Genomic DNA, 12441 nt, shown 5'->3' on the forward strand with positions numbered 1-12441 from the left:
TTTTGGATGGAATGCGAATGAGGTCTTTTACAAGTTGAAGTTGAAGTTGATTAACGTGTCTCTATATTGTGGACAAAAGAAGGTGAAATGTCTTTCAAAGGGTGGACATTGTCGTTAGGAATGGCTGACCGTATCGTATACAGCATGTAGTTTTATTATATGGGTTTCATACTGTATGTTGTGATTTTTATATGGCGGGGTGTATATGTCTTTTTGAAAAGAGTGTCCACTCTTTGAAAGACAAAAGTTGGGTATGTCCATGAGACATGGAATGACTAATTCAAAAGAGGTTTAGATGAACAGCATCCGGGGCAGGATGGCTGTGCAGCTTTCTTTCTACCAAAAAAATATGGTCTGGGTGTCCAGGCAAAGGTTGTGAACCATGAAGGTTATTCTTTCTACATTAAATGCAAAGTACATCCATACCTCCTTGGCCTTGCGTTGTCTGAAGGCGTACAGTGAGAAGGATTTTGATATTGACCTGGCGGAGTATACAATCAAGGACCCGGTGATGAACATTGTGTCTGATCTGTATCAGCGTGGGGCGGACGTGATTGGTTTCTCGTGTTACATCTGGAACATTGAAGAGACAATCAAGGTCATTGATAACCTGAAAAAGGTTATGCCGAACGTGAAAATTTTGCTGGGCGGGCCGGAAGTGTCCTACGACACGGAATATTGGATGAATCGGATTCCCAATGTGGATTTCATCGTGATGGGTGAAGGGGAAGAGACGCTGCATCAGCTGTTGACAGAGCTGGAAGGAAGCAAGAAGTTCCACTTCGTGTATGGACTGGCGTATCGCAAAGGGGAAGAGATCATTCTCATGCCAGGACGGCCAAAAGCGGATCTGAACGATCTGCCGTCACCGCATCGATTTGAAGAGGATATCCCGGATCTCGGGAAGCGTGTGGTTTATTTTGAGACCAGTCGGGGCTGTCCGTTCAGTTGTCAGTTCTGTCTGTCCAGTATTGAGGTCGGCGTGCGGTATTACGATATTGAGCGGACAAAGTCGGACATTCTGTACCTGATTGAGAAGGGTGCAAAGCTGATCAAGTTTGTGGACCGGACGTTTAACATCAAGCGAGATTACGCGCTCGAAATGTTCAAATTCCTAATTGAGAATCATCAGGGGACGGTGTTCCAGTTTGAAATTACAGCGGATATTATGCGCCCTGAAGTACTGGACTATCTGGCAGAGAATGCGCCGCCGGGCACATTCCGGTTCGAGATCGGGGTTCAGTCCACCAATGATCCGACAAATGAACTGGTGAAACGCCGTCAGAACTTTACGAAGCTGAGTCGTACCGTGAACAAAGTTAAAGCCAGCGGCAAAATCGACCAGCATCTGGATCTTATCGCCGGACTGCCGGAAGAAGATTACAATACGTTCCGCAAAACGTTTAACGATGTGTTTGCATTGGGACCAGAAGAACTTCAGCTCGGATTCCTCAAAATGCTGCGTGGTACGGGTCTGCGTCTGGATGCGGAAAAGTACAACTATACGTATATGGATCACGCGCCTTATGAGATTCTGGGTAGTGACGTGTTGCCGTTCAGCGACATCGTGCGCCTGAAGCGTCTGGAAGATGTGCTGGAGAAATACTGGAACGCACACCGGATGGACCATACGCTGAAGTATCTGATGGAGCAGGAGTTCAATTCGCCATTTGATTTCTTCCAGGCGTTTGGGGACTACTGGGAAGGTCAGGGTTGGCAGAAGATTGGTCACCAACTCGAGGATCTGTTCACTCGTCTGCACAGCTTCCTGGAGTCGCGGAACACGCCGCATATGGATATCGTGCTCGGCCTGATGAAGCTGGACTATTTCCTCGGCCACAAATACAAACCACGCAAAATCTGGTGGGAAGATCCGCTCCAGAAAGACCAGTGGGCGGGTTATATGAAAACGTTGGCTGAACGTCCGGAAGACGTTCGTCTGCCACGTGTTGCCGGCGCCGCAGGCACGGCATGGCTGGAAAGCAGCGGCACGGGCCCGAGTGTCGCTGGAGCAAGTTCGGCTGCTGCCGGGGAAGACGCTGCCGCAGATGCGGCGGGTGTGAACGGCAGCGAAGCCGGGGGTGCAGCGTCGCTCACTTCGGGCGACGCAACCGGGTCCGCCGCGGATGGAGCGGCGGACATGGTGGACGGTAACGCTTCGCGTGCGTTGCCGATGACCTCGGCCATGACCGCACAGACGGTCATGGGTGCCCGTGCTTTCGCCGACCTTGGTCTCGGCGAAAAGGAACTGCAGAAGCACACCGTATTGGATGTGCTTCCGTTCCGGCTTGAGCGTGTGCTAGCTGGCGCCAGCCCGCTTGCCGCGAAAGGCCGGACGCTGCTGGTCGTTGTGTACCAGCAGCATGAAGGGCAGCAGGCGCAGTATTACATGCTGCCGCTGGGAGAAGAAGCCGCTGCCATGTAGGTGCTGCGACCATATTTCCGAAAGCATCGGAAGATCACTAGATTCCCTTACGGGATGAAGATGATCTTCCTTTTTTATTTTTTTAATTTTATAGAACTCATAAATCCAATTAAGCTGAAGGGAGAGTTTTTATGAAAGATAAAGCAGAAAACACCATCATTTTAACCAAAGGTTCTGATGATAAGTTGTATGTGCAAATTCCGTATAATACGGTGCATTTCCAGCGCATTCGTCAGGTAACAGGAAGAAGGTGGGAGCCTGACACGAAACGTTGGGTCATCCCCTATTCAGACACATCTCTTCAGGAGTTTACAAAGCACTTTGATGCGCGAGATGTAGAGATTTCCCCGGAGCTGTGGGTGGAGAGTGATATATTGAGAAAATGGAAGTTACATGGAGAGAAAACACAATGGAGAAGAGATGAGTTGCAACAAGCTCTAAAATTGAGAGGGTACAGTCGCAAAACGATGAAAGCATACTGTAATCAGATTGAACGATTTGTGACCAGTCTTCCTCAGATCGATACAGAAATTCGTGCATCTCATGTCCAGACATATTGTTTGAGATTGCTTGAGCGAGGAGTCTCCCATTCCAGTGTAAATCAGACGATTAGTGCGATCCGATTCTATTGTAAACATGTGTTACTTCATCCTGCCGAGTTTCAATATATACGTCCTAAAAAACAAAATAAGTTGCCCAATGTCATGTCCGAAAAAGAAGTCACCCAATTGCTGAAAGCTGTGACTAATCTCAAACACAAAACAATTCTTTATCTAACCTATTCGGCAGGGCTTCGTGTCGGCGAAGTCGTTCGTCTACGCTGTAGTGATCTGGACATTGAGCGTCAGACCATTATCGTAAGGCAGGGAAAAGGTCAAAAGGATCGAAGAACTCTTCTCTCCCATCTTGCTTGGGAGATTGTACAGAAGTACATCGCCGAATATAAAACCGATCGTTGGTTGTTTCCGGGACAGTCTTCAGATCGACATCTTACGGAGCGCAGTGTACAAAAGGTTTTTGAAGAAGCTAGACAAAGAGCGGGTATTGTAAAAAAATGCAGCATTCATGCTTTGCGGCACTCTTTCGCTACACATTTTCTGGAAAATGGAACAGACCTGCGCTATATTCAGGAGCTTCTTGGTCATACGAGTGCACAAACAACACAACGATATACGCATGTGAGCACGAAAAATATTCAGCGTATTCAGAGTCCACTGGATCGTATGGACATGGGAGATTGAGTATCTCAAATCTCTCCCTTTTTCACCAAATTTTTCTTCGCATATATCGCCTCATAGGTTATCATATACGTAGTTCAGATATTACTTTGGAAGTGTGGTATTTACGAAGTACATAAATTAGATGTTATATGCAGTGGGGGCAATGATTTTTTACAAATCAATGAAGAAAGGATGAAAAATTTGAATATTTCTGAAGTGATTATAAATCCTGTATTCAATCATTTATTTCTAACAATTGAACATCCTGAAGGGCAGTACCAGTACATAGGTGATGCTTTAGGTAGAGATTGCATGATAACCAGATTCAAAGATGGATGGATGCGAATGTATGATGGTGACGGTAGGCTCAATGAGGATTGGTATACATGGGGGGCTGATGTACTAGCTCCATTTGATGGAGTTGTGAAATCTATATTTATAAATCGAATAACTAATAATCCTGGGACTTTTACACCGGGAAGGGCGAGTTCTATAGTATTTGCAAGAGAAGATGGTGTTCTTGTTACTTATGCCCATGTAATGGATATAAGTGTAGAAGAAGGTGACATCATTACGACTGGTCAAGTAGTTGCGAAAGCTGGGAACAATGGATATTCCAGAAATCCACATATTCATGTGGGTGCATGGATTGGTGATACTCCATTACAAATCCGATTTGACTTGCAGAGAATGGGAACACAGATGAAGGAATTTGGAGAAAGACTTTATTTATGTTAACTCAAAGATGGCCCCAACAGTATATAACAACGTATTCACGCATCATGGCATCCGCCCCTCGGTCCGACAGAGGAATTTTGGGGAAGTGATGGCAGCCGGACAACCCTGCACTGGCTAAGTCCGTCGGACCCGCGCGCTTACGCGCTTAAGCCAGTGAGGGTTCATGAATACAGGAACGTTATCGGAAATACCACTAAAGAAGTTTTATAGAAAGGAACGAAATTATATGACAATAATTCAAGAAGCTAAAATACAATCAAAAGTGATTTTTTCAAAAGACAAAAGGCACAGATACTTGCTTGAGAGAGTTTGGGACAATGAGAAGAAAAAAGCGACTGTGATTATGATTAATCCGAGCTTTGCAGATGAATTAAAAACGGATGTGAGTGTTTGTAAATTGATGAATTTTCTAATAGATAATGATTTTGGGACACTTAGGATAGTAAACTTATATGCATTTATTTCAACAGACCCTTCTGCTTTATCGAACAATTCAGAGGCCGTAGGTGAATTAAATGATCAATATATTGAAAGTTCTATAGCAGATACTGACTTGATCATTATTGGTTGGGGAATTGAAAAATCAAAATACACCAAAAGAAAAGCATACATAAGGAATCTATTAAAGAAAACTAATATAGAAATTAAAGGATTCATTGATAATGAAGAGCGTATAGGGAGACATCCAAGTAGGATAAACCAATTTATATTGAGTGATTATCCTCTGGAGTAATGGTACTACCCATAACATAATATTCAAGCAGCGGCTCAATGGAGCCTTGGTCTGCGGGAAGAATTTCGGAGAGGGATTTCAGCAGCAACCCCGTTGGGGTTCATGAATACAGGAACGTTAAGTGAAATTCCTGAAAATTAGAAAGGAAGTAGTAGAAATATGCAAACCCAATTATATTTTTGGAATCCTTCTAGATACAAAAATGAATTGAAGATTGTATTAGATTATTTCAATAAAACAAAAACTTATTTTGAGAATATTGAAAAAGAAGCAAAAGAGTATGGTAACAATTTGTATAGTAATTATAGAGGTAATGAAGATACTGATTATTCTGCAGTAGCTGAATGGGCAGAAGAAGAAAGTGTAGAGATGTATCAGAATTTGTTAAGGATGAAATCTAACCACCTTCTTATGACTATTTCACTTCTGTATCATACTTGGGAACAGCAATTAATAAAATTTACTATTTCTGAACTGAGTCATGATATTCATTTTCCAAAGAAAGCTTTGCATTTTGGTCATGTACAATCAATTTTTCAATTACATAGAGTTAGTATTTCGAGGCATGGGGAAAAATTCGAGAACTCAAACAATTAACAAATACAATTAAACATGGTGATGGGGAATCGGCTGATAAGTTGAGAAAACTAAGACCCGATTTTTTTCAAAGTGAATTTTTTAATGATAGTGATACTTTAGAAATATTGGGATCAGTGTTGTTGGAGGGATATATACTTAGAGTAAATGAAAATGATTTAATAGAATATGTTAATGCAACCATATCATTCTGGGATGAAATGCCTGAGAGAGCTTACGCAGATATAGATTTAGTATTAGAAGCATTAAATAAATAGGATTCTTAAGTTATTCTTCGATGGAAGGACTTCACGTAACATAATATTCAAGCAGCGACTCCTTTGGAGCCTTGATCCGCTGGAGGGATTCCGGAGAGGGATTTTAGCAGATAACCCCTTTGGGGTTCATGAATACAGGAACGTTATGCGAAACCAAATAAGATTTTAAAGAATGGGTGATTAAATTGAATAATATTGAGCTAGAAAGCTGGATCGGTACATATAAAATTATGGATAGAACTTTAGAAGGTTTTTGGGTAGCATTCAATAATTACTTGAAAGAATGCCCAGAAGAAGTCAGTTTGTTTTTTGATGAATTGAATTTGGAAGATATTAAGCCTTCAATAGATACAATAGAGTATAAAACTATTTTTCATCCTGATTATCAGATCGCAGACAGTTACTATTCTCAGAGGGTTATATCTACGTTAGACATTTACTACAAAAATAATAGAATAGGTTATTATAGTATGTTTTTTTATACCGATGGAGAATGCTTTGACGATAGCCTAGTTACAGAATGGACAGGCTGGTATATAACATTGAAACTAGAAGCATTAATTGACCTTCAACAAGAAATTAAAAATGAATTGGCAAAAAACAAGATAAAAGAAGATGAAATCGAAAAAATCATAACTTAATAGATAAACAAATTTCTAAAATCAAATCTCAAATCCATAACTAATTGTAGGTGGATAGTTCGAAGAAGATGTGGCATCACATAACATAATATTCACGCTGCGGACAATAGTCCTTGGTCCGGCATTCGCCGGACACTCAGCATGTACTGAGTCGTGAACACAGGAACGGTATAGGAAATCAGCGTTAGAGCATAAAGACGAAAATTCTTTAGTAAGAGCAGGTGAAGACTTTGAACATCGATTTTATTATTCTCCACGGTTCGCCTGGGAATGGAAAGACAACATTGTGCCAGAGATTACATGAACATTTTAGGACTCCATATTTTGAGTTTGGTTGGATTCCAGAATTTCGCTCTCTAGCACCTTCAGTTCAGATCACTCAAAAAGAAGAAGAACAATTAGCATTTGAGAATTTGATGTTAGTCGTAAAAAACTATAGTCGTCATGGGTTTAAGCATATTATTATTACAGATCTTAATGATATTAGAATGTTGGATATTCCTAAAGAATTTGAAGGATATAACTATACTATTTTGACACTTTGTAGTGAACAAGATGAAGTGATTAAATATAGAATTCTAAATAGAGATAACGGGAATAGTTATACTGATTGGGAAACGTCTATAAAAATGAACTCCCTCATTAGGGGAAGGAACAAACTTCCGAATGAATATCGAATAATAAATTCAAGTAGTGATGTAGAAACTACATTTCAAGAAATATTGAAAGTGTTGGAAAACCATATGCCATCAAGAACTAATAAGATTGATGTGAGAGAAGATGATTTTTATAGCTATATTAACAATTGAATGAATCTGTGGGTGAATTAATCAAGACGCTGACATCCTATAACAATATATTCACGTATCGGGCATATGCCCTCGGTCCGGCAGAAGTTAGAAGTGGATTCGAAGGGGCATTTCAGTTTCGAGGAAGCATAGACAGCCAGACATATCGATCCCCTAAGATAGGAGCTATCTAGGGGAGGAGGACGTCGTGAATATAGGAACGTTAGCTGAAATTAATGAAGAAACGTTATAACCATTACTAACTTCCAGAAAGGATAAACATGTATAAGTTAATAACTTTATTGATTTTAGTAGTTCTGTTGGGCTGTTCGGATAATACGCGAAGGAGCTCCGAACAAAATGATGTAATAAATGATCGTACTTTGAATGAGGAGCTTAATGAAATGTATTCCTATAAAGCTATTACTGAAGAAGATGAAACATTAGGATCCTCAAAATTTCTGGATACAGGCATTATTGCGGGTGAAGAAAGTGCGAAGTTTAGAGGATCGCTTCTTACTTTGTTTGGTGAACCGTTATATAAGTCAGATAATGCTGAAGATGCTTACTATTATTTAATAGAAGTAAGCGATGATACGAGTAAGTGGTACTTTGCTGTTTATGAAGGTCCTTCAGGACCTGCAATTGGTTATGATGAAAAGGAAAATCAAACAAACGCAAGGGAAGCCTCCAAAGCTTTGCTAGAGAAAATTAAAGGAACCACACCTGCTGATTTTAATGAAGTCATATATTACGAAGACTTTGACTCGAAAATTACATATGGATGTAAGAATGGAGAATGTTTTTATAAGGAGGAAAACGAAGAAGGTCGTTAGAACTCGAAGGCATATTTCATGGGAGTCATTAACTCCAGCTAACATAATATTCACGCTTCGGGCCATTCGGCCCTCGTTCCGGCAGAAGATAAATGAGGAATCGAAGAAGAAATTGGCAGCAGCAGAAAAGCGAAATCAGTCGGACACATCCGCACCAGCTAACCGCATCGCGGCCGCCTTTCGGGCTTAAGGTAGTGAGACGTCATGAATACAGGAATGTTAGGTGAAATTCCAGTGAGAGTTATAGGCATGAGATGGTATAATATAACCATCAAATTAGAGGAGGGACAATGATGAAATGGCAAGAAGTTCAACAAATCTTTCCGAATCAATTCGTCAAATTCGAAGTTCTTCATTCTGAAGAAACCGACAATCAAGAGATCATTGATGATGTGGCTGTGATTGGCCCGATCAGTGATGAAGAAGCGACTCGTGAATTATTGAACAGTAGAGACAAGACTTTGGTTTATCATACTTCCAAAGATCAAATCGTTGTGAAAGTACGGAAAAATATAGGATTAAGGAGAAATCTTTAAATGAATATTGAATATAGAGACGGACTGTTATTTACGGAAATAACAGTCCATTTTAATAAGCAAAAGAAAGTGATATCGAACATTGTGATCGATACAGGAGCCAGTCACAGCTTGATTTCACAGGATGAAGTAGATGAGATTGGGATACAAGTGAGTATGGACGATGAAATCATAACCAGCTACGGGATTGGAGGTAAAGAGCATTCCTTCAGTAAGCGAATCGAGGAAATACAGGTAGGGGATTTTATTTTAAAGGATGTATACATAGATTTTACTTCATTTAAATATCACAACATTAACGGACTTTTGGGACTCGATATACTGACGGAAGGAGAATTTGCTATTGATCTAAAGGAATTTAAATTACTTCGTTCATAAGAGATAAAAGACGTATTGAATCTGAATCTATGAGAACGTTTACACTAGAAAGGAAGCCTGTACAATCATCAAGCCTCTAGGAGGCATTCGACCTTCTTCAAGGAAATTCACCACCATCATATCCACAAGATAAACGGGAATGAGCTGTAGACTAAGGGCCTTTTATTCCGTGCTACAGAAGTTCGTCGGTATTCTCAGTAACTTTGCGAATTACTTCTTGTGTAATATACTTAGTATATTAATATTATGATGTCAGGGTGGTTTTGTGGAATTGCATTTATACGAGCAGATATATAGCTATATTGTACAAGAGATTAAAGAAGGTCGTTTAAAAGAAGGTGACCGGGTCTCTTCTGAAAAAGAGTTGGCTGAAAAATTTGGCGTCAGTCGTATAACATCTAAAAAGGCTCTGGAGAAATTGGCAGATTCTGGAGTTATTAAACGAATACAAGGAAAAGGTTCATATGTAGCCGATGGTATCATTGGAGGACAAGAACCGAAGCATTATTCAGAAGTAAGAACAACTTTGATTCCTGAGGACGATAAGCGGGTGATCGGGTTTATTATACCGAATTTTTCTGACGAGTTTGGCCTGCAACTTCTTAGATCGATGGAAAAGCGGAGTGCTGAGCATAATTATCAACTCATTATCAAGCGAACTTGCGGGGATCGGGATGAGGAAAAACGTGCGATCGACTTATTTATTGGTTTAGGCATCAAAGGATTAATCGTGACCCCCATTCATGGTCAACACTATAATTCTGAACTGCTTCGACTTGTATTAGATCGGTTTCCAATTGTTTTGGCCGATAGATATCTAAAAGGAATTCCGGTTTGTTCGGTATATACAGACAATAAGAAAGCAGCCATGGATCTTACACGTCATCTGATTAGCAAAGGTCATAAAAAAATTGCCTTTTTATCTCCGCCGGAAGAGAACACTTCAACATTGGAGGAAAGGCTGCTCGGATATACGTTTGCCTTCACCCAGGAAGGAATGAATTTGAACAAAAACTATGTATTGACGAACTTGAAGGGCACCCTTCCCAAGAACATAAATGGAACAGCGATTGAAAGTGATAAAGAAACAGTAAAGCACTTTTTGAAACAACACCCTGATGTAAAGGCGTTTGTCGCATCGGAATTTCTAATAGCTACCATGCTGGCTCAAGTCATCCACTCGATGGGGAAATCTCTGGAGGAATTCGAGATCGTTTGTTTCGACTCCATGAACGATCACCTGGGTCAACCCATCTTCACTCATATTAAGCAGGATGAGAAGCAGATGGGTGAATTGGCAGTGGATATGTTAATCTCTCAATTGCATGGAACAGCAGTTCCCGAGCTGAACATTATTAAACATCGTATGGTCGTGAAAAATAACGGGTAGGGTCTATACAAGTGCAGCTAAACAAAAGCAAGGATATTGTTCAAAGTGTCGAGAAGTCCCAAGGGGCTTATCGGCACTTTTTTTGATATCAGAGATATAAACTTCGAAGCAGGGACCTTCCTGACCTGATACTGAAAGAAAAACCTTTTTTAGACGCGGTCTGTCTTCTATGAAGTATGTCGATAGGCGGTTTTCTTATGGTAAAGCCTGTTTCACATCAGGGAATTGGTTAGGAGACCGAAAATTTAACCAACCTTGAAACGCGATTTCTATATCTAAATTATAGCCATAGATCATGAATAGTGATGTCGTAATATTGCAATTGACATGTTTTATGATGTCATATTAATATACTTAGTATAACTAGTGGTTTCCTATAACAAATTCACGGTGTTCATCATTTTCTGATTTTAATAGTTCATATCACCAAAGTTGTTAGCGCTTACATAAGTTGTGGATGATCAGAAAATGAAGTGGATTCTATAGGAATTCAAGTTAAACGAATTCATTTAACTTAAGGGGGACTTTGAATGAGGAGATCCAAAAGATTCGCATTTCCAATTCTTGTTTGCTTTCTGGTTATGTTACTACTTGTAACGGCTTGTTCAACGAAGGGAGGCTCTAGCGATCAGGCCGGAGAGGGGATTACAACGGTTACGATGTGGCATGGTCTTACCTCAATTGATTTAGATAATATGAATAAAGTCGTGAAGGCATTTGAAGAGAAAAACCCTACGATCAAAATGAATTTGGTTTATACAGAATCCAACGAGGGATCCGACCAGAAGCTGCTGACTGCAGTCGCAGGCGGTAATCCTCCTGACGTTGCACTTTTCGATAGGTTTAAGGTCGGTACTTGGGCTGCGCAAGGTTCTCTGACTGACTTATCCTCGATGGCAGCAGAATCCGGAATACGTAAGGAAATGTATTATCCATTTGCATGGGAGGAGTCCAGTTATCAAGGAAAGCTTTATGCAATGCCGATGGATACGGACTCTCGCCTGCTATTTTACAATAAGGACCATTTCAAAGAAGTAGGGTTGGATCCCAACAAACCACCACAAACGATCGCCGAGCTTGAAGCGGCCGCCGATAAGTTAACCATCAAGGAAGGTAAACGTTTCAAACGGATCGGGTTCATCCCATGGTATTCGCAAGGCTGGCTGTATACTTGGGGATGGGCATTTGGAGGAGAGTTCCAGGATGCTGCCACCGGCAAAATTACCGCAAATGATCCTAAAGTCGTGGAAGCGCTACAATGGATGACCGACTTCGGCCAAAAATACAATGTCGAGGATATTGCCGGATTCACAAGTGCAGCGGGTACGGAGGAAATGGATCCGTTCATTTCCGGTCAAGTCAGCATGAAGATAAGTGGAAACTTTACGGTGAAGGGTATCGAAAAATTTAAGCCGGATTTAAACTACGGTGTTGCACCCATACCGACCCCAACAGGTACTAATTTTACGACATGGTCGGGAGGCGGGTCCGCCATTATCCCTAAAGGCGCCAAGAACGTCGCTGCTGCTTGGGAATTCCTCGAATTCTTAGGGAAAGAAGAGGGGCAAACGTTATTAAACGCTGACTCTCAAATTTCCGTTATCGATTCGGTTAACGACAAATACGGTTACAAAGACGATCCGATTATGAAGGAATTTATAAATATTTTGCCCAATTCACATAACCGCCCAGTTATTCCTGAAGGACAACTGCTGTGGAATGAGTTAGCTTCCGCTACGGAAAAGGCTACCCGCGGTAACGGTACTCCGAAAGAGAACCTGGATAGAGTAACAGAGACTGTTAATAAGGCTTTAGAAAAATACGACAAATAGGGTGCTCGGTAGGCAGGGAGCGAACTATCTCCTTGCCTATTCATGAATGACAATTGGAAGGAGAATGTAC

The 12441-nt window shown here is 41.0% G+C and carries 13 protein-coding genes; all 13 read left to right on the forward strand.

What is annotated here, in order from left to right:
• Positions 1–382 precede the first annotated feature (382 nt).
• The 13 genes from MKY92_RS07490 (at position 383) to MKY92_RS07550 (ending at position 12371) form a co-directional block, all read left to right on the forward strand.
• On the forward strand, positions 383–2425 hold the full coding sequence (locus tag MKY92_RS07490) for a B12-binding domain-containing radical SAM protein (protein WP_339299946.1): 2043 nt from the start codon (positions 383–385) through the stop codon (positions 2423–2425).
• 131 nt (positions 2426–2556) lie between these two features.
• Positions 2557–3666 (forward strand): tyrosine-type recombinase/integrase, encoded by a 1110-nt coding sequence (locus MKY92_RS07495; RefSeq protein ID WP_339299947.1) that lies wholly within the window; start codon positions 2557–2559, stop codon positions 3664–3666.
• Between the two features lie 171 nt (positions 3667–3837).
• On the forward strand, positions 3838–4383 hold the full coding sequence (locus tag MKY92_RS07500) for a M23 family metallopeptidase (protein WP_339299948.1): 546 nt from the start codon (positions 3838–3840) through the stop codon (positions 4381–4383).
• A 163-nt stretch (positions 4384–4546) separates the two neighbouring features.
• Complete coding sequence (locus tag MKY92_RS07505; protein WP_339299950.1) at positions 4547–5116, forward strand: DUF1643 domain-containing protein; 570 nt, start codon at positions 4547–4549, stop codon at positions 5114–5116.
• A 159-nt stretch (positions 5117–5275) separates the two neighbouring features.
• The gene (locus MKY92_RS07510) at positions 5276–5713 is read left to right on the forward strand and encodes a hypothetical protein (protein WP_339299952.1); all 438 of its coding nucleotides are present in this window, start codon (positions 5276–5278) and stop codon (positions 5711–5713) included.
• A 41-nt stretch (positions 5714–5754) separates the two neighbouring features.
• Positions 5755–5970, forward strand: coding sequence for a hypothetical protein (locus tag MKY92_RS07515; protein WP_339299953.1), 216 nt, complete (start codon positions 5755–5757; stop codon positions 5968–5970).
• A gap of 176 nt (positions 5971–6146) precedes the next feature.
• The gene (locus MKY92_RS07520) at positions 6147–6611 is read left to right on the forward strand and encodes a hypothetical protein (protein ID WP_339299955.1); all 465 of its coding nucleotides are present in this window, start codon (positions 6147–6149) and stop codon (positions 6609–6611) included.
• A gap of 230 nt (positions 6612–6841) precedes the next feature.
• The gene (locus MKY92_RS07525) at positions 6842–7420 is read left to right on the forward strand and encodes a hypothetical protein (protein WP_339299957.1); all 579 of its coding nucleotides are present in this window, start codon (positions 6842–6844) and stop codon (positions 7418–7420) included.
• A 260-nt stretch (positions 7421–7680) separates the two neighbouring features.
• Positions 7681–8235 carry a hypothetical protein gene (locus tag MKY92_RS07530; protein ID WP_339299958.1) on the forward strand — a complete coding sequence of 185 codons (555 nt, stop codon included), beginning with the start codon at positions 7681–7683 and terminating at the stop codon, positions 8233–8235.
• A 293-nt stretch (positions 8236–8528) separates the two neighbouring features.
• Positions 8529–8771: a hypothetical protein gene (locus MKY92_RS07535; protein ID WP_062326752.1), complete on the forward strand. Its 243-nt coding sequence runs from the start codon at positions 8529–8531 to the stop codon at positions 8769–8771.
• Positions 8772–9149 (forward strand): retropepsin-like aspartic protease, encoded by a 378-nt coding sequence (locus MKY92_RS07540; protein WP_124113507.1) that lies wholly within the window; start codon positions 8772–8774, stop codon positions 9147–9149.
• Between the two features lie 265 nt (positions 9150–9414).
• The gene (locus MKY92_RS07545; protein WP_339299960.1) at positions 9415–10539 is read left to right on the forward strand and encodes a GntR family transcriptional regulator; all 1125 of its coding nucleotides are present in this window, start codon (positions 9415–9417) and stop codon (positions 10537–10539) included.
• 530 nt (positions 10540–11069) lie between these two features.
• Positions 11070–12371 carry an ABC transporter substrate-binding protein gene (locus MKY92_RS07550; protein ID WP_339299962.1) on the forward strand — a complete coding sequence of 434 codons (1302 nt, stop codon included), beginning with the start codon at positions 11070–11072 and terminating at the stop codon, positions 12369–12371.
• Positions 12372–12441: the final 70 nt, after the last annotated feature.

Source organism: Paenibacillus sp. FSL R5-0623, from assembly GCF_037974265.1.
In the GTDB taxonomy this organism is placed as follows: Bacteria; Bacillota; Bacilli; order Paenibacillales; family Paenibacillaceae; genus Paenibacillus.

What these genes read in the sequence shown, in the direction of transcription:
- MKY92_RS07490 (WP_339299946.1), top strand. Translation starts at nt 383, where the DNA reads ATGAAGGTTATTCTTTCTACATTAAATGCAAAGTACATCCATACCTCC.
- MKY92_RS07495 (WP_339299947.1), top strand. Translation starts at nt 2,557, where the DNA reads ATGAAAGATAAAGCAGAAAACACCATCATTTTAACCAAAGGTTCTGAT.
- MKY92_RS07500 (WP_339299948.1), top strand. Translation starts at nt 3,838, where the DNA reads ATGAAAAATTTGAATATTTCTGAAGTGATTATAAATCCTGTATTCAAT.
- MKY92_RS07505 (WP_339299950.1), top strand. Translation starts at nt 4,547, where the DNA reads ATGAATACAGGAACGTTATCGGAAATACCACTAAAGAAGTTTTATAGA.
- MKY92_RS07510 (WP_339299952.1), top strand. Translation starts at nt 5,276, where the DNA reads ATGCAAACCCAATTATATTTTTGGAATCCTTCTAGATACAAAAATGAA.
- MKY92_RS07530 (WP_339299958.1), top strand. Translation starts at nt 7,681, where the DNA reads ATGTATAAGTTAATAACTTTATTGATTTTAGTAGTTCTGTTGGGCTGT.
- MKY92_RS07535 (WP_062326752.1), top strand. Translation starts at nt 8,529, where the DNA reads ATGAAATGGCAAGAAGTTCAACAAATCTTTCCGAATCAATTCGTCAAA.
- MKY92_RS07540 (WP_124113507.1), top strand. Translation starts at nt 8,772, where the DNA reads ATGAATATTGAATATAGAGACGGACTGTTATTTACGGAAATAACAGTC.
- MKY92_RS07550 (WP_339299962.1), top strand. Translation starts at nt 11,070, where the DNA reads ATGAGGAGATCCAAAAGATTCGCATTTCCAATTCTTGTTTGCTTTCTG.